Genomic DNA, 24,619 nt, shown 5'->3' with positions numbered 1-24,619 from the left:
CGTTATGCAAGCCTTGCGGACAGGAGATAGGGGAACAAATGCCGCAGGCCAGCACCGACAAGTCCGCTTCAAGCCGCGACATAGGGATCGACCTGGGGACCGCGAACACCCTCGTCTACGCCCGGGGGCACGGAATCGTCCTCAATGAGCCGTCCGTGGTGGCGGTGAAGGCGGGCACCACCACGGCCCTGGCCGTGGGGACCGAGGCCAAGGAGACCATCGGCCGCACCCCCGGCTCCATCACCGCGATCCGCCCCCTGAAGGACGGGGTGATCTGCGACTACGAGGCCGCCGAGGAGATGATCCGGCACTTCGTCCGCAAGGCCGTGCCCGGGCGGCGGCCGCGCACCCGGATGGTGATCTGCGTGCCCTCCGGGGTCACCCCCGTCGAGCGGCGGGCCATCGTCCACGCCTCGACGCGGGCCGGGGCCAAGGCCGTCCACCTGATCGAGGAACCGATGGCGGCGGCGATCGGCGCGGGCCTGCCCGTGGCCGAGCCGCGCGGCTCGATGGTGGTGGACATCGGCGGCGGCACCACCGAGGTCGCCGTCATCTCGCTCGGCGGGATCGTCACCTCCCAGTCGCTGCGGGTCGGCGGGGACCGGCTGGACGGCGCGATCATGGACTACGTGCGCAAGGAGCACGGGCTGCTCATCGGGGAGCGCACCGCCGAGGACGTCAAGGTCGGCATCGGATCGGCCTGGCCGGTCCCCGACCGGCCGGAACTGGAAACGCGGACCTTCACGGTGCGCGGCCGGGAGCGGGTCGGCGGCATGCCGAAGACGCTCTCGCTGGGGGCCGCGGACGTACGGGCCGCCCTCGACGAGCCGGTCGAGGCGATCATCGCCGCGGTGCGCACCACCCTGGAGGATTGCCCGCCCGAGCTGTCGGGCGATGTGATGGAGCACGGCATCGTACTGACCGGCGGCGGGGCGCTGCTGCCGGGTCTGGACCTGCGGATGGCCTCCGCGACGGGCATCCCGGTCTTCGTCGCCGACGCCCCGCTGGACTGCGTGGCGCTGGGCTCGGGCAGGTGCGTGGAGGACCTGGACACGCTGAACAGCCTGCTGGTGCCGGCGAAGGCCTGACGGGGCGGGCGGTGGCGGCGCGGCCGGGGGCTTGCCGATCCGGTCCGATCGGCAAGGCACCCCCTACGCCCGGGGGAGGGTGGCCACGACCGTGTAGGAGTCCTCCGTGCGCGTCGCCGTCAGGGATCCGCCCAGGCTGCGCACGCGCTCGGACATGCTCGCCGTGCCCGAGCCCGCCGAGACGGGCGCGCGCGCCGGCGTCCGGACGGGCAGGCCGTTGCTGACCGCGATCCGCAGCTGCGGGCCGTCCGCCTCGATCGACACGTCGATGGTCTCCCCGCAGGCGTGCTTGGCCGCGTTGGTGAGGCATTCCTGCACCACCCGGTAGACCGCGGCCTGGCGCAGCGGCGACAGCCCGTGCACTTGCGGATCCAGGACCAGCCGTACGGGCGAACCGGCCCGCCCGCTCTCCTCCGCGAGGGCCGGCAGCCCGTCCACCCCCGGGGTCGAGGCCCGCTCCCCGCGCTGCACGATGATCTCGTTGAGCACCAGGTGGGCCCGGCGCGCGGTGTCGGCCAGCTCCTCGAAGTCCTTCGCGTACGCCGTCTCGCGCGCCCGCGTCGACAGCACCTCGGAGCGCACCGTCAGCAGGGTCAGCTCGCGGCCGACGAAGTCGTGGACGTCGCGGGCCACCGAGGTGCGCTCGTGCTGGACCGCCTGGAACACCGCCGACTCGGCGCGCCGGGCGGTCAGCTCGCCCACCAGGTCGTGCCGGTAGGCGGCGATGCCGACGGCCGAGGCGAGCACCCCGATCGGCACGACGAGGCCCAGGAACGCGCTGAGCGTCTCAGCCCGCGGTTCGGGCCAGCCCGGGACGCAGAAGACGATCAGCGCGAAGGCCACGTACCCGAGGGTGGCCAGGACGGCCGGCCGCCGCCCCCGGAAGCGGCCGACCGAGTAGAGCGCGAACTGGATCAGCGTCAGCTCGTGCAGCCAGCCGATGAAGAGCAGCGCGGTGAGGTACGGGACCCAGGGCGCCCGGCGGCGCACCACCAGGCCGGAGCACCCGGCGGCGAGCACGACGGCGGCCGTCGGACCGCTGAGCGAGTTGTCGGCGGCGGCCAGCCCCGGCAGGTCCAGCGCCATCAGCCCCAGGCAGCTGAGTGCGGTGAGCACGTCAAGCGCCCGGGGTGACCCGGCCCAGCTCGCGGCGAGCCGGCGGCCGGCGGCCGCGGCCCGGTGGAGCGCCGAGGCGACGGGCGGGACGTACATGCCTTCCATCATCCGTGTTCGGCGAGGGGTATCGGATCAGCCAACCCGGCCGAAATCGTGATATGCGACACTCCGGACAACTCGTGACACAACCCGTCAGGGTGCCGAATCGACCCCCGGGCCCGCGTAGTCCGATCCGAAGCAGGAGCGGATCTCGCGCTCGGTGTCCGGGCGCCCCGCGAAATTGAGCCGGGAGTCCTCCTCCTTCGGCGCGGCCCTGGGATCGGCGTTGAAGGAGACCGACCACCAGTACACGCCGGTCATCTTCCGCTCCCGGACGACCTGGCAGACCGCCTTGTACCAGTTGGCCTGCACGACCGGGTTCAGCCTGCGCCGCGCATAGAAGTCGCCGGGCGCGTGGTACGCCCCGTCCATGGCACTGATGCCCGCCTCGGCGAGCACGATCCGCGGCAGCGGGCCCTTGGTCTTCTTGTCCAGCCATGCGTTCCAGCCGTCTACGAGCTGATCCACGGGGGCGTCGTCGGCAACCTTGACGGGGAAGTACGCGTCGACGCCGAGCCGCTCGACGGGCACGTCGATGTGGCCGCCCACGTAGTTGTCCCAGTTGGCGTCGTAGGACACCTCACCCTTGAACCGCTTCTCGGCCGTCGCGATGAGACCCTTCCAGCCCGGGTCGCCCTCCATCGAATTCAGCTCGGTGCCGATCACGAACGTGGCCGCCTTCTGCCGCTGGGCCACGTCGAGGTAAGGGCCGAGCAGGGCCTCGTACGAATCGAACCAGGCCTCCTTGTCGGTCGGCTTGATGTTGCCGCGCCACCCCTCCGGGGGAACGAGCACGACCTCGTCCAGCGTCGGGCGGACGGTGGTGCGCAGTCCGGCCTCGTGGAAGACGCGCAGCACCGTCTCCAGGTGCCCGGGCGTCGGGGTGCTGCGGCCGGCCGCGAGCTTCGTCGAGGTGCGGCCCTCCGTGTAGAAGGGGAAGGAGACGGAGACGGCGTTGGCCTTCAGCCCGACGAGGTAGGCGGCCTGCTTGCGTGCCTGCCTCTCGATGTACGCGTCGTCGTGCTCCTTCTTGTCCTCCCAGAAGATCTGGACACCCCATTCGGGCATGCCGGCCTTCCAGGGCCTGTCCACCTTCGGCGTGGGCCCCGGGGGCAGGACGTCCTCGGTCTCCTCGGCCGCGCTCGCACCGTCAGAGGGGGCACCGGTGGCGCCGTGGGCCGTGGCGCGGGTGGGGCCGGAAGGGGAGTCGCGCAGGACCAGGGCCGGCTCGAGGGATCCCGGTCTCCAGCGCAGGGGGTGGTCTCCGACCACGAACGGCAGGCCTATGACAAGGGAGGTCACGGTCACCGGCAGGATCGCGAGCAGGGGGACCTTGGAACGCCCCGCCGCCTTCCCGCTCTTGTTCACTCGCTCCGTCTCGTCGTTCATCTCGTCGTTCATCTCGTCGTTCATCTCGTCATTCACGAGGGCTCTCGGTCTCTCAGGCGGGCTTGGCGATGACGACGAACTTGTTCTCTTCGCGCTTGATGAACTTGATCAGGCCGCGCAGGCCGCCGAGCCCCTCCATCACGGAGAACACCGGTATGAGGGCGAGTACGACGACCGGCTCCCACCAACGCCGCCGGCCGTTCGCCGAGACCAGGGCGTTGAGCCGCAGCCCCTCCCAGTACGTCCAGATGACGTACGCGAAGTTGATCGCCCACATGATCACGACGGTCTGGGCCACCGGCGAGGTGTTGAAGTCGCCGATGAGCCAGGCCACGAACAGCACGGTCGCGACGTGCTGGAGCGGGCCGAAGACCCAGGTCGCCACGCAGAGCAGCAGGAACCAGCGGTAGCGGAACGGCACCGTGCGGTTGAAGCAGAGGGCCACCAGCCCCCACGCCCAGCGCTCGCGCTGCTTGACGAAGTCCCTCGTGGTGGCCGGGGAGGCGCCGTAGCAGCGACCGTTGAACCAGTCGCTGCGGCCGGGGTACGTACGGCAGAACGTCAGCGCCAGCTGCGCGTCCTCGACGATGGCCTTCGGGCCGAAGTCCCAGCCGATGGTGGCCTCGATGGAGGCGCGGAGCAGCAGCAGCTCCCCGTGCACACCGGCGACCGGGGTGCCGAGACCGGTGAGGGCTCGGAACCGGGCTATGTCGTCGGCGGGGCGGACCGCGTCGGCGAGCCAGGTGAAGCGGTTCACGGCGTTCTCACGCGGGTAGGCGAGGATGCCCTGCGCCATGTGCTTGCCCTCGGCGCCCGCCCGCCGCTGGCGGTTGACGAACTGGGCCATCGACGCGGCGGTGTCGGGGCCGACCCCGGTGTCGTCGTCCATGTGCAGCACCCAGATGTCGTCCAGGGCTTCGCCCTCGTCGATCCGCAGTTCGTGCGCGTAGTGGTTGGCGCGGGCCTTGAACCGGGTCCCGTTCGCCGTCTCGTAGGCCTTGGGCACGGTGACCACGCGGATCAGCGGGTTCATCGCGGCCAGGTCGTCGATCTGCTCGGCCGCCTCACAGCCCTCCTCCGTGAGGACGTCGACCCGCATGAGCGGGAAGTACGGAGGCAGGTGCTCCACGTAGCTGAGGACCGAGCGCTCCAGCGCCGGGTACGTGTCGTGGCGGCCGATGGTCGGCACGAGCACGATGAGGAAGTCCTCGTCCACCGGTGTCGGGGGGACCATCTCGTGCGATTTTCGCAGCCGGCGACGGATCAGCAGGGCGCCCTGCAGGCCGACCATGACTCCTATGCCGGGCAGCGACCAGACGACGGACAGGGTCCAGCCCAGCGGGGTCGGATTCGGCTTGAACGACCACAGGCCGAAGCCGGCGAGGAGCAGGAAGGGCAGCAGGAAGGGGAGCACGCCGGGCTTCCACTCGGCGTGGCGCTGCACCAGTTTCGCATCGCGCCGGGTGGCGGGCGCGACCTCTTGTACGGGAGCGGAGGTCATGGAAGAGGTCATTCGGGTTTCCTACTACTGCTGTCGCTGCTGCGGCGGCGACTGCTGGGGCTGCTGGTCAGGGGGCTGCTGGGCGGGGGGCTGTTGTGCGGGGGGCTGCGGCGGCCAGGTGGGCTGGCTGCCGTACGGGCCCGGCCCGTAACCGGGTTGCGGCTGCTGGGGCGGGTAGGGCTGGGGCTGCGGCTGCCCGTAGCCCGTCTGCGGCAACTGCGGCCCGGGCAGCGGCGGGTAGGCCTGCGGTGCCCCGAACCCGTGGGCCGGCTGCGGCGCTTGCTGCTGCGGCACCTGCTGCGCCAGCCGGGCCTCGTTGGCCTGCTGGGTCCAGGGGTTCACCGGCGGCTGCCACGCTTCGTACACCGCGAAGTCCCGCAGCAGCAGGACGATGAGGGTGCAGGTCACCAAGACACCGACGGCGAAGGTCGCCAGCTTCAGCCCGCCCTGGACGGTCGTGGTGAAGTACTCGGCCTGCCTGTCGTCGAAGAGCGCACCCGACAGGCTGCGCACCCGGTTGTAGCCCTCGATGGCGGCGCCGCCGATGATGATGCCCCGCCCGAGGGAGTTCCCGCGCAGGACCAGCAGTCCGCCCGCCACGTAGACGACACCCCAGTTGAGGTTGAACGTCTCTGCGGTTCCGGAGCCGTCGCCCGTGCCGTAGTACACGATGCCCTGGAGGAAGTCGGCGGCGCCGACCTGCCAGAAGCAGTTGTACAGGGCCCACAGGAGCAGGATGCCCGCCCAGCCCATGGCCACGAAGGCGGCCACACGGTGGGCGCGTGGCGTTGACGCGCTCAACTTCACTCCTCTTCGAATGTTCCGTCGTGCAAGGTCGGCCATTGCACGCCCGCGGGGCCGGATTCCCGGCCACCGGTGATCGTCTTGGGGTCGTCGTACGTCCGGCGCACATCGGCGTCCGAGTTCTTCGCCGTGAGCCCGTCGCCCCACACCGTCCACAGCACCCACGGGGCCTGGTCGAGGGTCGTACGCTGCGCCGCGCCCAGCGGCACGTGGAAGGACTCCGCGAGGATGCGCGGCTTTCCGTAGTCCGCGAGCCCGCGGTGCCAGGTCGATGTCCAGCCGCCCGGGTCGAAGGGACGGTCAGGCGTTCCGCTGTAGTCGTCGACCCCCACCACGTCCACGTATTCGCCGCCCGGGTAGAAGTCCCAGGGTTCGCCGCCGTGGACCCCGTCCCAGGCTGTGGGGGCCCATACGAAAATCAGGTTGTGCAGTCCGCGGGAGCCCACCAGGTAGTGGTGGAGCAGCTCCCAGAGGGCCGTGTACTGCCGGGGTTCGAGCCCTGCCCACCAGAAGCTCTGCTCTGCGCCGAGCGAGTTCATCTCGTGGTACGGGCGCAGCAGTACGGGGACGTCGTGCGCGGCCAGATGGCCGAGGTGGTCCGCGAGGAAGGACAGGTCGAGCAGGAGCGCCGCGTGCTCGGCGGTACCGGGAGTGAGCACCCGGTCGATCCAGCCGGGGTCCTTGGCGGAGGGCGCGTTGCGGCGCAGCGTCTGCTCGTAGCTCTTGACGGGGCTGCCCGGCCACGGCTGGTGGAACGACATGCCGACCAGGCCTGCGGGTGCTCCCCCGTTCTCCGGGAGCACGGTCTTGGTGCCGTTCCAGAGGCGTTCCGTGCCGGTCGGGTTGTACGAGCCGTCGTCCGCGCGGGGCAGTCCGTGCCAGACGCCGAGGGCCAGGTCCACCACGTCGTTCGTGTAGGTCCAGAACTCGCGGCGGGCGGGCCAGGCGGCGCGCGAGTAGTCCCGCGGCTCCCCCACGCCCCAGCCCTGCTGCTGGTATCCGGGTCCCAGGTCGAGTTCGAGGAAGGCCGGCAGTTTTCCGGTGATGTCCCGGGGTTTGCGGTAGTAGTAACCCGGAGGTTTCGGGCCGCTGTGGTCGCCGTACTCGGGGTTGTACCGCTCGTTGTGCACTTCGGCGTGCTGGCCCATGAGGGTCCCGCGGCGACGGCCGGCCCGGGCGTCCGCCTCCAGGCCGACCAGGAGCCGGTACACGGCCTGGGCCGTCTTGGAGGCCTTGGGGTCTCGTGACAGCAGGTCCTTCTGGAGGCCGGCGGCCGGTGCGCGCGAGGTGCTGAACGCTGCCACTCCGGCGAGGGCGCCCCCCGCGGCCGCGGTGGCAGCCGCCCCCAGGAGGAGGTTGCGGCGCTTCAGCTCGCGTTTTGAGGGGTTCAACGGATCTAAGGGATCTAAGGGATCTAAGACCCCGCGAGTCTGCACGTCACGACCCCGCACTCCGAGACCCCCCTCGGTCGACAGCCGGCAGGCATCGGTCCCTGAGGGTCGTGCCGAACCTCCGGGGCCGGATTCACCCTACGCGTCGGCCCCCGGGCCATGTGCTCGGGGGCCGATGGTTCACCGTTTGTTACATGGTGCTTGTCGCGTGGTGCGTGTTACGCGGCGGGCAGCGTGTCCAGTTGGGTCTGGATCCGCGCGATGTCCGCCTCGGCCTTGGCCAGTCGGCCCTTGATCTTGTCCACGACGTTGTCGGGGGCCTTGGCCAGGAAGGCCTCGTTCCCGAGCTTCGCCTCGGCCTGCTGCTTCTCCTTCTCCGCGGCCGCGAGGTCTTTGGAGAGCCGCTTGCGCTCGGCGGCCACGTCGATCGTGCCCGACAGGTCGAGCGCGACCGTGGCACCGGCGACCGGCAGGGTGGCGGTGGCCGTGAAGCCCTCGCCCTCCGGCTGGAGGCGCAGCAGCTGACGCATCGCCGCCTCGTGCGCGGCGAGCGCCGTACCGGTCAGGTCCAGGCGGGCCGGGACCTTCTGGCCGTCCTGGAGGCCCTGCTCCTTGCGGAACCGGCGGACCTCGGTGACGACGGCCTGGACGCTCTCGATCTCCGCCTCGGCGGCATCGTCACGGAAGCCGCCCGGGGCGTCAGCCCCGGGGACGGACACGGCCTTGGGCCACTCGGCGATGACCAGCGACTCGCGCCCGGTCAGCGTGGTCCACAGCGTCTCGGTGACGAACGGGACCACCGGGTGCAGCAGTCGCAGCATGACGTCGATGACCTCGCCCAGCACCCGGCCGGAGACCTCGGCCTGCTCGCCGCCCGCGAAGAACGTCGTCTTCGACAGCTCGACGTACCAGTCGAAGACCTCGTCCCACGCGAAGTGGTAGAGCGCCTCGCTGAGCTTGGAGAACTGGAAGTCCTCGTAGTACGCGTCGACCTGAGCGACCGTCTTGTTCAGGCGGGACAGGATCCAGCGATCGGTGGCGGACAGCCGCTCGACCGGCGGCAGCTCGCCCTCGATCGTGGCGCCGTTCATCAGCGCGAAGCGCGTGGCGTTCCAGATCTTGTTGGCGAACTTGCTGGAGGCCTGGACCCAGTCCTCGCCGATCGGCACGTCGGTGCCCGGGTTGGCGCCCTTGGCCAGGGTGAAGCGGACGGCGTCGGAGCCGTACTTGTCCATCCAGTCCAGCGGGTCGACGACGTTGCCGAAGGACTTCGACATCTTCTTGCCGCGCTCGTCGCGGACCAGGCCGGTCAGGGCGATGGTCTTGAACGGGACCTCGCCGTCCATGGCGTACAGGCCGAACATCATCATCCGGGCGACCCAGAAGAAGATGATGTCGTGGCCGGTGACCAGGACGTCGGTGGAGTAGAACTTCTCCAGGTCCGGGGTCTTCTCCGGCCAGCCGAGCGTGGAGAACGGCCACAGGCCGGAGGAGAACCAGGTGTCGAGGACGTCGGTGTCCTGGGTCCAGCCCTCGCCCGTCGGCGCCTGGTCGTCCGGTCCGACGCAGACGACCTCGCCGTCCGGGCCGTACCAGACCGGGATGCGGTGGCCCCACCACAGCTGGCGCGAGATGCACCAGTCGTTGAGGTTGTCGACCCAGTCGAAGTAGCGCTTCTCCATCTCCTTCGGGTGGATCTTGACCCGGTCGTCGCGGACCGCGTCACCGGCGGCCTTGGCGAGGGTCTCGACCTTGACCCACCACTGGAGGGACAGGCGCGGCTCGACGGTGGTGCTGCAGCGGGAGCAGTGCCCGACGGAGTGCAGGTACGGGCGCTTCTCGGCGACGATGCGGCCCTGCTCGCGCAGGGCGCCGACGACCGCCGACCGGGCCTCGAACCGGTCCAGGCCGAGGAAGGGGCCGTGGACGGTGATGACGCCGTGCTCGTCCATGATCGTCATGTTGGGCAGGCCGTGGCGCTGCCCGATGGCGAAGTCGTTCGGGTCGTGGGCGGGCGTCACCTTGACGCAGCCCGTGCCGAACTCGGGGTCGACGTGGGTGTCCGCGACGACCGGGATCGAGCGGTCGGTGAGCGGCAGCTTGATGAGCTTGCCGACCAGGTGCTTGTAGCGCTCGTCGTCCGGGTGGACGGCGACGGCCGTGTCACCGAGCATCGTCTCGGCGCGGGTGGTGGCGACGACGAGGGTGTCCTCGCCCTCCCCGTACTTGATGGAGACGAGCTCGCCCGCGTCCTCCTGGTACTCCACCTCGATGTCGGAGATGGCCGTGAGGCAGCGGGGACACCAGTTGATGATGCGCTCGGCGCGGTAGATCAGCTCGTCGTCGTAGAGCTTCTTGAAGATCGTCTGGACGGCCTTGGAGAGGCCCTCGTCCATGGTGAAGCGCTCACGGGACCAGTCGACGCCGTCGCCGAGGCGGCGCATCTGGCCGAGGATCTTGCCGCCGTACTCTTCCTTCCACTGCCAGACGCGCTCGACGAACTCCTCGCGGCCCAGGTCGTGGCGGGACTTGCCCTCCTCGGCGAGCTGCTGCTCGACCTTGTTCTGGGTGGCGATGCCGGCGTGGTCCATGCCGGGCAGCCACAGCGACTCGTAACCCTGCATGCGCTTGCGGCGGGTCAGGGCGTCCATGAGCGTGTGCTGGAAGGCGTGGCCCAGGTGCAGGGAGCCGGTGACGTTCGGCGGCGGGATGACGATGGTGTACGCGGGCTTCTCGCTCGCGGGATCGGCCGTGAAGTAGCCACGCTCTACCCAGCGCTCGTAGAGCTTCCCCTCTACCTCGGCCGGAGCGTACGCGGTCGGCAGTTCGGAGTCGGGGCTGCTGGGTGTCTGCGTGTTCTCGGTCACGAGGCACAGTTTAGAGCCGTAACAGTCCAGCTATGAAACCGGTAATCCGGGGGCCCGGCGGCCTGTGCGGGACGGGCTTCCGACAGGATGTCTGAAACGCATAAGAATTCCTGAAGGGGGACGCGGGCATGAGCTACAACCAGCCGGGACCGTACGGAGGCCAGCCGCCGCAGCAGCCGGGACCGTACGGGGGCCAGCAGCCGGGACCGTACGGGCAGCCCGCGCCGCAGCCCGGCTACGGCTACCCGCAGCAGCCCCCGCCGCCGGGCATCCCCCCGCAGGGCTACCCCCAGCAGCCCCAGCACCCCCAGCAGCCCCAGCCGGGCTACGGCTACCCGCAGCAGCCTCCGTACGGCATGCAGCCGCAGCCGCCGAAGAAGTCCAAGGCCGGCGTGGTGATCGCCGTGATCGTCGCGGTCGCGGTCATAGCGGGCGGCGGCTGGTACTTCACGAAGGGCTCCGGCGCCTCCGGCACGGTGGCCGCGGACACCAAGGGCTACAAGCTGGCCTTCCCGGAGTCGGTCGACGCCTACGCGAAGAACCCCGACGCGGTCGGCACCGCGAAGGCTGACACCCCGCTGACGGGTGAACAGAAGACGAAGGCCGAGGCCATCGGCATCAAGGACCCGCACCAGGCGAGCCAGCAGTACCTGAACGGCGTCAAGGGCAAGGCCAAGCAGATGACCGCGAGCGGCTTCTGGGGCCAGATCGATGACCCGGAGCGGGCCCTCGACGCCTACTTCGCCACGATCGGCGCGCCCAACCCGGAGACCGACAAGCTCGGCCTGAAGTACGAAAAGGTCGGCACCCCCAAGGCGTTCACGCCGGACGGGTTCAAGGGCGCCGTCATGAAGTGCGTCGAGATCAAGATGTCCACCACGAAGACCACCAAGCCCGGGGAGCCCAGCTCCCTCGTGGTCCCCACCTGCGCCTGGAGCGACCACTCCACCCTGGCCGCGGTGAACCACATGGACCAGACCACCATCCTGACCGGTGGCACCCAGGGCACCCTGGAGGACGTCTCCAAGCTGGCCGCGAAGCTCTACAACACCTCGCGGACCAAGGTCTGATCGGGACGGTGTCCGGCTCGGGCACGTGACCCGCGCCGGCCCCCCTTTCCCGCCCCTGCCACGCCGCACGCTGACTGCGCGTGGCCGACACGTACCCCGATGCTGAGCAGGCCCATCAAACGCCGCACCAGGCGCCACGGCCCGCTTGTCCGAATCATCGGCAGAGGTGGTCCGCATACGAGGAGGGGCGCCCCGGGTGACCGGGGCGCCCCTCCTCGCGCTTGTCGTCAGGCGGCCGTCAGGCCGACTTCTCCTGCGGGCCCTGGTCCTTCGGGACGATGCGGGGGACCAGCGTCGGGTTCACGTTCGAGCGGACGACGTCCGAGGTGATGACCACGCGGGCCACGTCCTTGCGGGACGGGACCTCGTACATCACCGACATGAGGACCTCTTCCATGATGGCGCGCAGCCCTCGCGCGCCCGTCTGGCGCAGGATCGCCTGGTCCGCGATGGCCTCCAGCGCCTCGCGCTCGAAGTCCAGCTCGACGCCGTCGAGTTCGAAGAGGCGCTGGTACTGCTTCACCAGCGCGTTCCGCGGCTCCACCAGGATCTGCAGCAGTGCCTCGCGGTCCAGGTTGTGCACCGAGGTGATGACGGGCAGACGGCCGATGAACTCGGGGATCATCCCGAACTTCACCAGGTCCTCCGGCATGACCTCCTGGAACTGGTCGCTCGCCTCGATCTCGCGCTTCGAGCGGATCGTCGCCCCGAAGCCGATGCCCTTGGCGCCGGCCCGCGACTCGATGATCTTCTCCAGGCCCGCGAAGGCACCGCCCACGATGAACAGCACGTTCGTCGTGTCGATCTGGATGAACTCCTGGTGCGGGTGCTTGCGACCGCCCTGCGGCGGGACCGACGCCGTCGTGCCCTCCAGGATCTTCAGCAGGGCCTGCTGCACGCCCTCGCCGCTCACGTCGCGCGTGATCGACGGGTTCTCGCTCTTGCGGGCGACCTTGTCGATCTCGTCGATGTAGATGATCCCGGTCTCGGCCTTCTTGACGTCGTAGTCGGCCGCCTGGATCAGCTTGAGCAGGATGTTCTCGACGTCCTCGCCCACGTACCCGGCCTCCGTCAGCGCCGTCGCGTCGGCGATGGCGAACGGGACGTTGAGCATGCGCGCGAGCGTCTGGGCCAGCAGCGTCTTGCCGGAGCCCGTCGGGCCCAGCAGCAGGATGTTGGACTTCGCGAGCTCGATCGCGTCGTCCCGGCCCTGCGCACCGCCGTTCTCGCCGGCCTGGACGCGCTTGTAGTGGTTGTACACCGCCACCGAGAGGGCCTTCTTCGCCGGCTCCTGGCCGACGACGTAGCTCTCCAGGAACTCGTAGATCTCACGAGGCTTGGGGAGTTCCTCCCACCGGACCTCGGAGGTCTCCGCGAGCTCCTCCTCGATGATCTCGTTGCAGAGGTCGATGCACTCGTCGCAGATGTACACACCGGGTCCTGCGATGAGCTTCTTCACCTGCTTCTGGCTCTTTCCGCAGAACGAGCACTTGAGCAGGTCGCCGCCGTCACCGATGCGTGCCACGAGGTGCTTCCCCTTCGCCTGGGAGACGCTTGGTTCAGCGCTCCTGGTGCCTCATATCCGACGGTACCTTGCCGGGGGCCCCGTTCGGGGCCCCCTTGACGTGGTTCACATCGCCGAATGTGACGACGTGCCCACGCCAACTGGCGGCAAGGATCAGTGGGAGTTCTTGCGGGTCGAGACGATCTGGTCGATCAGGCCGTACGCGAGCGCGTCCTCGGCCGTCAGGATCTTGTCGCGCTCGATGTCCTCGCGGATCTTCTCGATCGGCGTGGTCGAGTGCTTGGCCAGCATGGTCTCCAGCTGGTCACGCATGCGCAGGATCTCCCTGGCCGCGATCTCCAGGTCGGAGAGCTGCTCGCGACCGGTGCCGCCGGACGGCTGGTGGATCAGCACGCGGGCGTTCGGCAGCGCCATGCGCTTGCCGGGCGTGCCGGCGGCCAGCAGGACGGCCGCGGCGGAGGCCGCCTGGCCCATGCAGACCGTCTGGATGTCCGGCTTCACGAACTGCATCGTGTCGTAGATGGCCGTCAGCGCGGTGAAGGAGCCGCCGGGGCTGTTGATGTAGATCGAGATGTCGCGGTCCGGGTCCATCGACTCCAGGCACAGCAGCTGCGCCATGACGTCGTTGGCGGAGGCGTCGTCGATCTGCACGCCGAGGAAGATCACGCGCTCCTCGAAGAGCTTCGCGTACGGGTCGTACTCGCGCACGCCCTGCGAGGTGCGCTCGACGAAGCGCGGGACGACGTAGCGGTTGTCCACCGGCATGCCGGTGTGGAGGCCGCTCGCGGGAGAGAGGTTGTTCATGTGCATCTGGGTGTTCACCATCCTGGTGGCGTTCTGCGGGCTGGGGCTTGCCGGGTGCGGGCGGGCGTACGGGGCCTCGTACGAGGCCCCGCGCGCCGGGGCCGGGATCAGGCCCCGGTGCCGCCGCCGCCCGGGACCAGCGACGCGGCGGAGATGATCTCGTCGATGAGGCCGTACTCCTTGGCCTCCTCCGCGGTGAACCAGCGGTCGCGGTCGCCGTCGCGGATGATCGCCTCCACGGTCTGGCCGGAGTGGTGGGCGGTGATCTCGGCCATGCGCTGCTTCGTGCGCAGCAGGTACTCGGCCTGGATCTTGATGTCCGAGGCGGTGCCGCCGATGCCGGCGGAGCCCTGGTGCATCAGGATGTCCGTGTTCGGGAGCGCGAAGCGCTTGCCCTGGGCGCCGCCGGTGAGCAGGAACTGGCCCATGGAGGCCGCCATGCCCATGCCGATGGTGACGACGTCGTTCGGGATGTACTGCATGGTGTCGTAGACCGCCATGCCAGCCGTCACCGAGCCGCCGGGGCTGTTGATGTACAGGTAGATGTCCTTCTCCGGCTCCGCGGCCAGGAGGAGGAGCTGCGCCGTGATCTTGTTCGCGATGTCGTCGTCGACCTGCTGGCCGAGGAAGATGATGCGCTCGCCGAGCAGCCGGTTGTAGACATGGTCGCCGAGGCCGCCACCGATGGACGGCTCACCCGCGGCGTAAGGCTTCAGATTCGTCACGTATCCACCTGCTCGTCTCCGACGGCCACTTGCCGTCTCAGCGTCTCGTTCTGGGGCGCGGACCGGCCGGGGCGGCGGTGGCCGCCGGCGTCCGAGTACTCCCGTGCCCTCGTATTCATGGACCCTAACGCGCAGGTCGGACAACGCCATCCCGCTTCCCGAACTGTTCGCTCGGAGCGCAAGGTCCGCGGGGGCTCCGAGAAGGCGGGAAGGCCCGTACACACGGCTGTGTACGGGCCTTCCCGATGCTGCTCAGCGGGCGCCGCGCAGGGCGGCGCCCAGGGTGTTACTTGGCCTCGTCGGCCTGCGCCTCGGCGGCGTCGGCGTCACCGTCGACGACGGCCTCGACGGTCTCGGCGGCCGTCTCCTCGTCCTCGTCGGACAGGTCCACGACCTCACCGTTGGTGTCGACGACCTTGGCGGCCTCGACGACGACCGCGAGGGCCTTGCCGCGGGCGACCTCGCCGACGAGCATCGGCACCTGGCCACCCTCGACGACGGCCTGGGCGAACTGGTCGGGGGACATGCCGGAGGAGGCAGCGCGGCGCATGAGGTGCTCGGTGAGCTCCTCCTGGTCGACGCCCAGCTTCTCCTTGTTGACGAGCGCGTCCAGGACGAACTGGGTCTTGATGCCCTTGATCGCCTGGTCCTTGGTCTCGGCGTCGAACTCCTCGACCGTCTTGCCCTGGAACTCCAGGTACTTCTCGATGGTGAGGCCCATCTGGCCGAGCTGGTGGTGCTCCAGGTTGTGCTTGCGGGTGTTGACCTCGTCCTCGAGGAGCTTCTCGGGGATCGGCACCTCGACGAGCTCCAGCAGCTTCTCCAGGACGCGCTCCTGGGCCTGCGTGGCCTGGTCGTACTGCTTCATGTTCTCGAGGCGCTTGCGGCTGTCCGCCTTGAGGTCCTCGAGGGTGTCGAACTCGCTCGCCATCTGCGCGAACTCGTCGTCCAGCTCCGGGAGCTCCTTGGCGGAGACCTTGGTGACCTTGACGGTGACCTCGGCGTCCTTGCCCTCGGCGGAGCCGCCCTTCAGCTGGGAGGTGAAGGTGGCCTCGCCACCGGCCTCCAGGCCCTTGACGGCCTCGTCGATGCCCTCGAGGAGCTCGCCCGAGCCGATGGTGTACGAGACGTCGGAGGCGACGCCGTCGGGCAGCACCTCGCCGTCGACCTTGGCCTCCAGGTCGATGGTGACGACGTCACCCTCGGCGGCGGCGCGCTCGACGTCGTTCGTGGACGCGAAGCGGCCGCGCAGCTGCTCGACCGACTTCTCGACGTCCTCGTCGGAAACCTCGACCGCGTCGACCTCGACCTCGATGCCGGAGTAGTCCGGGATCTCGATCTCGGGGCGGACGTCCACCTCGGCGGTGAAGGCCAGCAGCTCGCCGTCCTTCAGCTCCGTGATGTCGACCTCGGGCTGGCCCAGCGGGTTCAGGTCGGCCTCGTTGACCGCCTCGGTGTAGAACTTCGGGAGGGCGTCGTTGACGGCCTCCTCCAGCACCGCACCGCGACCGAAGCGCTGGTCGATGACCCGGGCGGGGATCTTGCCCTTGCGGAAGCCCTTCACCGTGACCTGCTGGTTGATCTTCTTGTACGCCGCGTCGAGGCTGTCCTTGAGCTCCTCGAAGGGCACCTCAACAGTGAGCCGAACCCGAGTCGGGTTCAGGGTCTCCACGGCGCTCTTCACGGTTCGGTCTCCTTGTGGCTGACTGCTTGGGGTTCTGCGTCCACGCTGCGATTCAGCGGTTCGGCGGATTCGGCCCGGTACATCAGACACACGGGCACGCAGCTTGCATAGTAACCGCAAGCGGCAATCAGCCCACAACGCGATCTTGTGATGGCGGTGATGGTGGTCGGGGTGGCCGGATTCGAACCGACGACCTTCCGCTCCCAAAGCGGACGCGCTACCAAGCTGCGCCACACCCCGTCGGTGCGACACGTAGGGTACATGGCCGGAGACCCTCTGATGCGCGGGGTTTTGAGCGAACGATTCCGGACGCCCGTCCGCGCCGCGGCAATGGGGTGTGCACTCCCCCGGCCCGACCCGCTAGGATGCTGTCCGTGCCGCGGTCCCCAGGACCTGCGGCGCACGCGTTGCGGGCGTAGCTCAATGGTAGAGCCCTAGTCTTCCAAACTAGCTACGCGGGTTCGATTCCCGTCGCCCGCTCTGAAGCACGAAGGGCCAGGTCAGAGGATGTTTCCTCGACCTGGCCCTTCGTCGTTGCGGGAGCGGCGCGGGGCTCAGTAGTGGACCGAGGCGCAGGTCACCGTGGTCTTGCCGTCGGCCGTCTTGACCACGTACTTGGCTCCGGTCAGGCCGCCGAGGTCGAACCTGCCCGACTTGTCGATGGGGACCGAGCCCGAGCTGGAGCCGGAGTACGTCACCGTCGTGCCGGCGGGGAATCCCTCGCCCCACACGTGGTACTTGCCGGCCGAATCCACCTCGACGTTGCACTTCGCGGCCGCCGGGACGGCGGTGGTCGAGGCGTGTGCGGCAACGGCGGGGCCCAGCGCGAGAGCAGGGGCGACCACGAGCGTGAGTGCTGCAAGACGACGTGTCCGGTTCATCATTCGACCTGCCTTGGAAGATGACGGTGCGGCCGGTGAGGCGTCACGGCTCCGATACGCGCCTTATATCGTATCGTCCGGTTTGTCTCGCGGCATCTCGCAGATGGTCTTGACGGCGTCGGGGGCGGGCTGTGTACTCCCGGCATGTCGGGGGCGGGCGGGGCTCGGGAGTACGTCGAGACGCGGCTGGGGCAGTACCAGGCCTGGTACGACCGCAAGGCCGTGCGGAGCAAGGGCGTCTATTTGCGGATGCGGACCCTGTCGGTCGTCGGCGGGGCGCTCGTGCCCGTGCTGGTCAACCTCGACGTGCCGTTCGCCCGGATCACCGCCACCGCGCTCAGCCTGCTCGTCGTCGTCTCCGTGTCCCTCGAGAGCGTGTACCGGTTCCGGGAGCAGTGGAAGAACTACCGGTCGACCGAGCAGTTGCTCGGGCACGAGCGGATCTACTTCGAGACCGGGGTCGGCCCGTACGCCGGGCTGTCCGAGGCCGATGCGTTCACGCTGCTCGTGTCACGGGTGGAGAGGGTGATCGCCAACGAGAATTCGGCCACCCTCAACGTCATGACGCTGGGCGGCCAGGTGAACGCGGACCTGGAGTGCCGGCGGGTGGCCGGCGCTCCCTGAGCACCGGCACGGACACGGGCCCCGGTTAGAGCTTGATTCCCGCGATGGTGTCCGCGAGGGAGTTGAGGAAGCGGTTGACGTCCGGCGCGATGGAGCTGGACGCCAGGAAGAAACCGAAGAGGACCGCGACGATGGCGGGGCCGGCCTTGATGTGGTTGCCGCGGATCAGCACCACCAGGATGACCGCCAACAGAACCACCACTGACAGCGAAATGGCCACTACTGATCACACCTTCGGTCGTCCCCTGGTCGGCCTGGGGCACACGGCCACGCGCACCCCCACAGGGACCATCCTCCCACCAACGGGCCCCGGCTATCCGTCCCGTGGCCAATCGGCGTCGGCGCATTCCCGCCAACCGGCCATGCGCCGGGCATATTTCGGACGTGGGGCCGGGGTCAGGGCGTGGTGAGGCCGAGGAGGGAGCGGACATACGCGTACTTCGCGGACAGCCGGTCCCGGGTGGGGCCGTCCAGTACGGAGAGCCTCACGGGGTCCGCGTTGTGCGCCAGATCGGCCTCCTTGACCAGGAGCGCGCCCGGGGTGGCGAGGATCCGCGCCGCGTACTCCTCCACCGGCTCACCGGAGCGCTTGGTGACCGCCAGCACCATGTCCTTGACCGGCTGGGGCAGAGCGGCGGAATCCAGCCACTCCCGGCTCAGCGCGTCGTCCTCGACGGCGTCGTGCAGCCAGGCCGCCGCCTGCTGCTCCGGGCTGCCGCCGCGGACGCGGACTCCCTCGGCGACCGCCGCGAGGTGCTCGGCGTACGGCCGGCCGGCCTTGTCGGTCTGGCCCTCGTGCGCGGAGCGCGCCAGTGCCTCGACCTCCATCAGGGTCAGCGGTCGCTGCTGCCTTTGTGTCATGCCGTCCCCTTCGCCGCCGTACGCAGGGCCTGCGCGGCCCGGCGCACATCCGCCCGCGTCGTACGCCAGTTGGAGAACGCCGCGCGCAGGGCGGGGGTTCCCGCGTAGACGGTCGGGGTGACGAAGACCTCGCCCTGCGCCGCCTCGCGCAGGGCCGCCAGGCGGGCCGCGGTGGGGTCCTCGGCGAGGGTGAAGCAGACGACGTTGAGGCGGACCGGGGCCAGGAGGCGGAAGGCCGGGTCCCGCTCCAGCGCGGCGCCGAAGGCCCGGGCGCAGGCGATGTCGCGCTCGACGATCTCCCGGTGGCCCTGGCGGCCGTACGCGCGCAGGGTGAACCAGGCGGCGAGGGCGCGCAGCCGGTGCGAGTTCTCGGGGGTGAGGTGGACGAGGTCGGGATGCTCGCCCAGGGGGCCGAGGTAGGCGGCGGCGTTCTGGAAGACGCGGGCCTGGAGGTCTTGGCGGCGGGTGAACTGGACGGCGCTGTCGTAGGGGACGTTCAGCCACTTGTGCAGGTCGACGCAGACGGAGTCGGAGGCGTCGAGGCCGTCGGCGAGGTGGGCGTGTTCCGGGGAGAGCGCGGCGAAGGCGCCGAAGGCGGCGTCGGTGTGGAGCCAGAACGCGTGGCGTTCGCGGAGGGCCGCGATGGCGCGGAGGTCGTCGAAGTCCACGGTGTTGACGGTGCCGGCGTTGGCGACGACCACGGCGGGGCCGGGGGTGTCGGCGAGGGCTCGGTCGAGGGCGGCGGGGTCGACGGCCTCCCGGCCGGGGAGGGTGGGGACGGCGACGAGCGAGCCGCGGCCGAGGCCGAGTACGGAGAGGGCCTTGGCGATGGAGGAGTGCGGGGCTCCGGACAGGACGCGGACGGGGCCGAGCGCCGCCGCGCCGTCCTCGGAGGGGCAGACGCCGAGGCGTTCGCCGAGCCACTCGCGGGCGATGGCGAGGCCGGTGGTGTTGGACATGGTGGCGCCGCTGACGAAGGTTCCGGTGTGGGCGTCGGTGAGGCCGAAGAGATCACGGAGCCAGCCGATGGTCTCGCGTTCGAGGTCCTGGCCGGCGCCGTCCAGGGCGGAGTTGGAGTTCTGGTCGTGGACGGCGGTCAGCCAGTCGCCCGCGAGGGCGGCGGGGGTGGCGCCGCCGGTGACGAAACCGAGGTATCGGGGGCCGGCGGAGGCGGACAGCCGGGGCGCCCAGCGCTCCGCGAAGGCGGTGAGGGCCGATTCCGTGCCGCAGGCGTGCTCCGGCAGGGGTTCGGGGGCGCGCGGGGGTCCGGCGGGCGGTACGACGGGACGGGCGTCCAGGGCTTCGAGGGCGTCGGCCGCGGCGCGGCGGGTGGCCTCCAGGAGCTCGGGGAGGCGGGCGAGGTCGGTGGCGAGCGTGCGGTCCATGGGGGCACGGTAGGGACCCGCCGGGCCCGGCGGACCGGCCAATCGGAGGTGATTGGCCCGGCTGCGCGGCTGCACGGGGCTCCGCCCGCACCCGGCACCCCGCGCCTCGGACGCCGCCGGGGCCGGAACGGGGCGGTGCAGGGCACCGCGGCGGGGGAGTTGGCGGCGTAGGGTCGGGGGATGACTCGGTGGGTGGCGGGGGTTGCCGGAGCGGTGTTCGTGGCGGGAGCGGTGGCGGGGTGTGACGTGCCGCCCGCGCCTGCCCCCGCGCCCGGACCCAGTGTGCTGCGGCCCCCCGCGCCCACCGTCACGGTCTCCCCTCCCACCGTCGCGGCCTCCCCTCCCGCGGCCGGGGCGTCCGCGTGCCCCGAGGGCGGGGTGCGGCTGCTCGAAGGGCCCGGGGACGCCGCCATGGGGCTGCGCGTCGCCGACGTCCAGCTGGTCAACTGCGGTACGCAGCCGTACGTGCTCGAGGGCTATCCGGAGATCCGGCTGCTGGACCGCAAGCGGGCACCGGTCGAGGTGACCGTCGTCCACGGAGCGGACGGGATCACCAGCGCGCCGAGCGGCGTGGAGGGTGTCCCGCAGAAGGTGGAGCTCCGGCCCGGCCAGGCGGCCTCCCTCGGCATGGTGTGGCGGAACCTGGTGACCGACTCCACCGTGCCCGCCGCCGAGGGGTGGGTGCTGGACGTGACCGCGCGGCCCGGCGCGCCCCGGGTGGAGCTGGAGCTCCGCCACTCCGTCGACCTCGGGAACACCGGGAAGCTCGGGATCGGCCCCTGGAAGGCGGCGTCCCGGTGATCGTCTGGATCAACGGCCCCTTCGGGGGCGGGAAGACGCAGACCGCGTACGCGTTGCACCGGCGGCTGCCGGGCAGCGTCGTGTGCGATCCGGAGCACGTCGGGTTCGGGCTGCACCGCATGATGCCGCCGGCGCTGCGCGGGGATTTCCAGGACCTGCCGGCGTGGCGGCAGGGCGTGTTCGAGGTGCTGGAGCTGGCCGCCGAGCGGCACGCGGGGCCCGTCCTGGTGCCGATGACGGTGACCGAGCCGCGGTACTTCGCCGAGACGGTGGGGCGGCTGCGCGCAGCGGGCCACGACGTACGGCACTTCGCGCTGATGGCCGAGCGGGCGACCGTACTGCGCAGGCTCCGTGAGCGCGGGCTCGGGCGCGGGCTGAAGCGGGAGAGCTTCGCGGTGGCCCGGCTCGACGGATGTCTGGAGGCGCTGCGCGGGCCGGAGTTCGCCGACCACCTGGTCACCGACCACCTCACGGTGTCCCAGGTGGCGAGCCGGATCGCGGCCATGACCGGGCTGCGGGCCGCCCCGGACACCGACGGCCCGCTCCGCGCGAGGCTGCGGCGCACGCTCGTCGGAGTCCGGCACATCCGGTTCGACCAGGGGGTGTCCGCAAAGTAGCGCCGGCCGCCCGCAGGGGCAGGCGGACTTTGCGGACACCCCCCTATGGGGTGTCCGTCCCCCGGCGCAGGGTCCAGCGGGCCGGGAGGGTCGTGGCCGCCAGTCCCAGGGCCAGGGCCGCCGCCGCGAAGGAGGCGTACAGCACCGGCGGGATGTGCGGGGGCTCGCCGGTCAGGGCCTTGGCCAGCGGGAACAGCGTGGCCAGGGCGATCGCGCTGCCCAGCGCGACGCCCGCGCCGGCGATCAGGAGCGCCTCCCAGCGGAGCATCCGCAGCACCTGGCGCCGGGTCGAGCCGACCAGCCGCAGCATCCGCAGCTCGCCGCGCCGGTCGAGGACGGTCATCACCAGGGTGTTGGCGGCGGCCACGGCCGCGAAGCCGCCGAGGACGGCCGCCATGACGGTGTTGGCCCAGGCGTTGACCTCGCGTTCCGTGTCCCGGCCGGTGGTCCACTCCGAGGCGGACACCGCGGCGCCCAGGCCCGCCGGGACCGGTCCGCGGACCAGCAGCTCGGTGGCCCGCCCCGCCGTGGTGTGGCCGGTGAGGTCGGCGGCCGGGAGGGTGACCTCACCGAAGCCGAGGCCCCGGGTGTAGACGGCCACGATCTCGGGGTTCGCGGGGGTCCCGTCGGGGAGGCGCAGTTCGACGCGGTCGCCGACCCCGAGGCGGGCGTTCTCGGCGAGGCCGCGGTCCACGGCGGCCGTGCCCGGGCGCAGCGCCGCCAGGCTTCCCTCGCGTACGCCCAGGTCCTGGACGGTGGTGACGTCGCCCGCGACGCCCTGCGCCGAGACGGACTGGAGCCGCTGCTCGGCGCCCTTGCCGAGCAGCGCGAGGACGGAGGTGCGGGTGAGCGCGACTCCCCCGCGCGCGTCGCTCGGCGGGTCGGTGATCACGTGGTCGGCGAGCAGCCCGGCCTCCTGCTGCTGCCGGGTGGCCTGTTCCTCGCTGGTGTGCAGGAAGACCAGGGTCGAGGAGAAGGCCATGGCGAGCACGATCGGGGTGATCGCGGAGGCGAGCCGGCGGGCGTGGGCCCGGGAGTTGGCGGCGGCGAGCGAGCCGGACGCCCCGCCGGCGCGCAGCGGGAAGCCGAGTACGGCGGCGCAGGCGCGGGCGATCAGTGGTCCGAGCAGGGCCACGGCCAGCATGAAGAGCATGACCACGCCGAGCGCGGCGTTGGCGGCGTCCTCCCCGCCGGAGGTGGCGGCCAGGCCCGCGCAGGCGGCCCCGCCCGCCAGGGCGGCGAGGCCCAGGGGCGTACGGATCCACCCCGGCCCGAGGCGTTCCACGGCGGCCGCCGCCAGCGCCTGGCCGGGCCGGATCCGGGCGGGCCGGCGGGCGGCGGCCCAGCCCGCGAGCAGCGCGGTGACGAGCCCGGTGCCGGCGGCCGAGACGAGCGGGATCCAGGAGACGGTGAGCTCGATGCCGCCCGGGATCGCGCCCTTGGCCTGGAGCTGCCCGAACCACCAGGCGGCGAGGCCGATGCCGGGTACGCAGCCCAGCACACCCGCGGCGGGCGCGACGAGCAGGGCTTCGGTGGCGATGGTGCGGCGGATCTGCCGCGGGGTGGCTCCGACGGCGCGCAGCAGGGCGAACTCGCGGGAGCGCTGCCCGACGGAGAGCGCGACCGTACCGGCGGCGGTGAAGACGGCGACGAGGGTGGCGGTGCCCCCGAAGGAGCCGCCGATGCCCATCAGCAGCTCCTTGGCGCCCGCGAGTCCCGGGTCCACGGCGCGGTCGGCGCCGGTCAGCACCTGGGCGCGGCCGTCGACGGCGGCGCGCACCGCCTGCGGGCCGGCGTCGAACAGGACGACGGCGTCGAGCGCGCCGGGGTGGCCGGACAGGGCGCGTGCCTCGGCGTCGGAGAACCGGACCCCGGTGCCGTCGGTGTGTCCCACGACCCGGAATTCCCGCTTCCCGACCGGGGTGTCGAGCGGGACGCGGTCCCCCGCGAACCCCGTACCCGTACCCGTGCCCGTACCCGTGCCCAGGACGACCTCCCCCGGAGCCTCCGGGGCCCGGCCGGCCGTGAGCGTCTCACCCGTGAAGGCCGAAGCGCCCCAGCCCGAGGCCTCCACGGAGCCCGCGTCGCCCCGTACGGGGAACACCACGTCGGGGACGGCCCGGCCGAGCGGGGCGAGGCGCTCCAGCAGGGCGGCGTCGACCCTGGCCCGCTCCGGGACCCGTACCGCTTCCTCGTAGGCGCCTTCGCCGCTGCCCGCCTGCCAGTGGATCCGCTGGTCGGCGGCGACGACCACGGGCGCCTTGGCGTACCGGGTCGGCGGGAGGCTCGCCCGGGCTCCGCTCTCCAGCAGGATCCCGCAGGCGGAGACGATGGCGACGGTCATGAGCAGGGCGACGAAGGTGCCGGCGAAGGCGGCGGGGCGCAGTCGCAGCGCCGCCCGGGCCAGGCCGTTGGGGTGGAACGGCATCAGGCGGCCGCTCCTGCGTACGCGGGGGCGGTGAGGGCGGTCATCCGGGCGGCGACGGTCGCGGCGGAGCTCCGCGGCAGCCGGTCTGCGATCAGCCCGTCGGCGAGGAAGAGCACCTGGTCGGCGGAGGCCGCGGCGGCCGGGTCGTGGGTGACCATGACGATGGTGGCGCCGAGGGTGTCCACGGCGGACCGCAGCAGTCCGAGGACCTCCGCGGCGGTGGTGGTGTCGAGGGCGCCGGTCGGTTCGTCGGCGAAGACGACATCGGGCCGGGTGACCAGGGCCCGTGCGATGGCGACGCGCTGCTGCTGGCCGCCGGAGAGTTCGGCGGGTCGGCGCCGGCCCTTGCCTTCGAGTCCGACGCGGGCGAGAAGGTCGGCGGCCCGGTCCCGGCCCTGCCGCGCGGATCCGCCGCCGGCGAGCCGCATCGGGAGCAGCACGTTCTGCTCCACGGTGAGCGAGGGCAGCAGGTTGAAGGCCTGGAAGACGAAGCCGAGGCGGCTGCGGCGCAGCTCGGTGAGCGCGTTCTCGTTCATGCCGGTGATCTCGGTGCCGCCGAGGCGGACGGAGCCCGCGGTGGGGACGTCCAGTCCGGCCGCGCACTGGAGGAAGGTGGACTTGCCGGAGCCGGAGGGGCCCATGACGGCGGTGAAGCTGCCGCGCGGCAGGCTGAGGTCGATCCCGCGCAGCGCGTGCACGGTGGCGGCGCCCCGGCCGTACTCGCGCCGTACGCCGCGCAGCTCGACGGCGGCCGTGCCCTCGTACGCGGTCCGGCCCGTGTCGTCGTACGCGGTCCGCCCCGTGTCGTCGTACGCCGCCCGCCCGGCGCCCTCGTACGCCGCCTGCGCGCTCTCGCGCCGCCGCCTGCTCCGCCGGAGCCCCATGGTGTGCCGCCTTCCGTACCCGTCGGTGATCGTGGTCACGACGCTACGGACGGGGGCGGGGGTGGGGACATGGCG

The 24,619-nt window shown here is 71.2% G+C and carries 21 protein-coding genes and 2 tRNA genes; 6 read left to right on the top strand and 17 right to left on the bottom strand.

Annotated elements, in window-relative coordinates:
* Positions 1–38 precede the first annotated feature (38 nt).
* The gene (locus K7B10_RS26455) at positions 39–1,088 is read left to right on the top strand and encodes a rod shape-determining protein (protein ID WP_229339731.1); all 1,050 of its coding nucleotides are present in this window, start codon (positions 39–41) and stop codon (positions 1,086–1,088) included.
* 63 nt (positions 1,089–1,151) lie between these two features.
* Here K7B10_RS26455 and K7B10_RS26450 read toward each other — a convergent pair whose 3' ends face one another.
* The 6 genes from K7B10_RS26450 to K7B10_RS26425 all read right to left on the bottom strand — a co-directional run bounded on the left by K7B10_RS26450 (position 1,152) and on the right by K7B10_RS26425 (position 10,255).
* Complete coding sequence (locus tag K7B10_RS26450; RefSeq protein ID WP_229339730.1) at positions 1,152–2,300, bottom strand: sensor histidine kinase; 1,149 nt, start codon at positions 2,298–2,300, stop codon at positions 1,152–1,154.
* Between the two features lie 96 nt (positions 2,301–2,396).
* Positions 2,397–3,716 (bottom strand): glycoside hydrolase family 113, encoded by a 1,320-nt coding sequence (locus K7B10_RS26445; protein ID WP_229339728.1) that lies wholly within the window; start codon positions 3,714–3,716, stop codon positions 2,397–2,399.
* A 28-nt stretch (positions 3,717–3,744) separates the two neighbouring features.
* Positions 3,745–5,205 carry a glycosyltransferase family 2 protein gene (locus K7B10_RS26440; RefSeq protein ID WP_229339726.1) on the bottom strand — a complete coding sequence of 487 codons (1,461 nt, stop codon included), beginning with the start codon at positions 5,203–5,205 and terminating at the stop codon, positions 3,745–3,747.
* A gap of 12 nt (positions 5,206–5,217) precedes the next feature.
* Positions 5,218–5,994 carry a hypothetical protein gene (locus tag K7B10_RS26435; RefSeq protein ID WP_229339724.1) on the bottom strand — a complete coding sequence of 259 codons (777 nt, stop codon included), beginning with the start codon at positions 5,992–5,994 and terminating at the stop codon, positions 5,218–5,220.
* 2 nt (positions 5,995–5,996) lie between these two features.
* Positions 5,997–7,388: a glycosyl hydrolase gene (locus K7B10_RS26430; protein ID WP_229339722.1), complete on the bottom strand. Its 1,392-nt coding sequence runs from the start codon at positions 7,386–7,388 to the stop codon at positions 5,997–5,999.
* A 218-nt stretch (positions 7,389–7,606) separates the two neighbouring features.
* A complete protein-coding gene (locus K7B10_RS26425) occupies positions 7,607–10,255 on the bottom strand; it encodes a valine--tRNA ligase (RefSeq protein ID WP_229339721.1) in 2,649 nt (882 codons plus the stop codon).
* A gap of 128 nt (positions 10,256–10,383) precedes the next feature.
* On the opposite strand from K7B10_RS26425, the gene K7B10_RS26420 reads away from it, so the two are divergent.
* The gene (locus K7B10_RS26420; RefSeq protein ID WP_229339719.1) at positions 10,384–11,325 is read left to right on the top strand and encodes a hypothetical protein; all 942 of its coding nucleotides are present in this window, start codon (positions 10,384–10,386) and stop codon (positions 11,323–11,325) included.
* A gap of 238 nt (positions 11,326–11,563) precedes the next feature.
* Here K7B10_RS26420 and clpX read toward each other — a convergent pair whose 3' ends face one another.
* The 5 genes from clpX to K7B10_RS26395 all read right to left on the bottom strand — a co-directional run bounded on the left by clpX (position 11,564) and on the right by K7B10_RS26395 (position 16,303).
* Positions 11,564–12,850: an ATP-dependent Clp protease ATP-binding subunit ClpX gene (clpX, locus tag K7B10_RS26415; protein WP_030159377.1), complete on the bottom strand. Its 1,287-nt coding sequence runs from the start codon at positions 12,848–12,850 to the stop codon at positions 11,564–11,566.
* Between the two features lie 153 nt (positions 12,851–13,003).
* On the bottom strand, positions 13,004–13,675 hold the full coding sequence (locus tag K7B10_RS26410) for an ATP-dependent Clp protease proteolytic subunit (protein WP_030862325.1): 672 nt from the start codon (positions 13,673–13,675) through the stop codon (positions 13,004–13,006).
* An 86-nt stretch (positions 13,676–13,761) separates the two neighbouring features.
* Complete coding sequence (locus tag K7B10_RS26405) at positions 13,762–14,379, bottom strand: ATP-dependent Clp protease proteolytic subunit (RefSeq protein ID WP_030862323.1); 618 nt, start codon at positions 14,377–14,379, stop codon at positions 13,762–13,764.
* A gap of 286 nt (positions 14,380–14,665) precedes the next feature.
* A complete protein-coding gene (tig, locus tag K7B10_RS26400) occupies positions 14,666–16,063 on the bottom strand; it encodes a trigger factor (RefSeq protein ID WP_229339717.1) in 1,398 nt (465 codons plus the stop codon).
* Positions 16,064–16,226: 163 nt separating this feature from the next.
* Positions 16,227–16,303 (bottom strand) — tRNA-Pro (locus K7B10_RS26395).
* A 169-nt stretch (positions 16,304–16,472) separates the two neighbouring features.
* Between K7B10_RS26395 and K7B10_RS26390 the strand changes: the two genes are divergently transcribed.
* Positions 16,473–16,543: transfer RNA gene (locus K7B10_RS26390), tRNA-Gly, on the top strand.
* Between the two features lie 74 nt (positions 16,544–16,617).
* On the opposite strand, the gene K7B10_RS26385 is transcribed toward K7B10_RS26390, so the two are convergent.
* Complete coding sequence (locus tag K7B10_RS26385; RefSeq protein ID WP_229339715.1) at positions 16,618–16,908, bottom strand: hypothetical protein; 291 nt, start codon at positions 16,906–16,908, stop codon at positions 16,618–16,620.
* A gap of 180 nt (positions 16,909–17,088) precedes the next feature.
* Here K7B10_RS26385 and K7B10_RS26380 point away from each other — a divergent pair, with 180 nt between their 5' ends.
* A complete protein-coding gene (locus K7B10_RS26380) occupies positions 17,089–17,568 on the top strand; it encodes a DUF4231 domain-containing protein (RefSeq protein WP_229339713.1) in 480 nt (159 codons plus the stop codon).
* Between the two features lie 25 nt (positions 17,569–17,593).
* Here the strand turns inward: K7B10_RS26380 and K7B10_RS26375 are convergent, their stop codons facing one another.
* The 3 genes from K7B10_RS26375 to K7B10_RS26365 all read right to left on the bottom strand — a co-directional run bounded on the left by K7B10_RS26375 (position 17,594) and on the right by K7B10_RS26365 (position 19,814).
* The gene (locus K7B10_RS26375) at positions 17,594–17,788 is read right to left on the bottom strand and encodes a hypothetical protein (RefSeq protein WP_030159386.1); all 195 of its coding nucleotides are present in this window, start codon (positions 17,786–17,788) and stop codon (positions 17,594–17,596) included.
* Between the two features lie 176 nt (positions 17,789–17,964).
* The gene (locus K7B10_RS26370; protein WP_229339711.1) at positions 17,965–18,429 is read right to left on the bottom strand and encodes an HD domain-containing protein; all 465 of its coding nucleotides are present in this window, start codon (positions 18,427–18,429) and stop codon (positions 17,965–17,967) included.
* A complete protein-coding gene (locus tag K7B10_RS26365; protein WP_229339708.1) occupies positions 18,426–19,814 on the bottom strand; it encodes a pyridoxal phosphate-dependent decarboxylase family protein in 1,389 nt (462 codons plus the stop codon). The genes K7B10_RS26370 and K7B10_RS26365 overlap by 4 nt, the downstream gene beginning before the upstream one ends.
* Positions 19,815–20,096: 282 nt before the next feature.
* Here K7B10_RS26365 and K7B10_RS26360 point away from each other — a divergent pair, with 282 nt between their 5' ends.
* On the top strand, positions 20,097–20,615 hold the full coding sequence (locus K7B10_RS26360; protein ID WP_229339707.1) for a DUF4232 domain-containing protein: 519 nt from the start codon (positions 20,097–20,099) through the stop codon (positions 20,613–20,615).
* Positions 20,612–21,232 carry an AAA family ATPase gene (locus tag K7B10_RS26355; RefSeq protein ID WP_229339705.1) on the top strand — a complete coding sequence of 207 codons (621 nt, stop codon included), beginning with the start codon at positions 20,612–20,614 and terminating at the stop codon, positions 21,230–21,232. Before K7B10_RS26360 ends, K7B10_RS26355 begins: the two co-directional genes overlap by 4 nt.
* A gap of 43 nt (positions 21,233–21,275) precedes the next feature.
* On the opposite strand, the gene K7B10_RS26350 is transcribed toward K7B10_RS26355, so the two are convergent.
* Positions 21,276–23,660, bottom strand: coding sequence for an FtsX-like permease family protein (locus K7B10_RS26350; RefSeq protein ID WP_229339703.1), 2,385 nt, complete (start codon positions 23,658–23,660; stop codon positions 21,276–21,278).
* Positions 23,660–24,544 carry an ABC transporter ATP-binding protein gene (locus K7B10_RS26345; protein WP_267502375.1) on the bottom strand — a complete coding sequence of 295 codons (885 nt, stop codon included), beginning with the start codon at positions 24,542–24,544 and terminating at the stop codon, positions 23,660–23,662. The genes K7B10_RS26350 and K7B10_RS26345 overlap by 1 nt, the downstream gene beginning before the upstream one ends.
* Positions 24,545–24,619: the final 75 nt, after the last annotated feature.

Origin of the sequence: Streptomyces flavotricini (genome assembly GCF_020639365.1) — a bacterium.
Classification (GTDB): domain Bacteria; phylum Actinomycetota; class Actinomycetes; order Streptomycetales; family Streptomycetaceae; genus Streptomyces; species Streptomyces flavotricini.
This window is presented reverse-complemented; position numbering and strand designations above follow the sequence as displayed.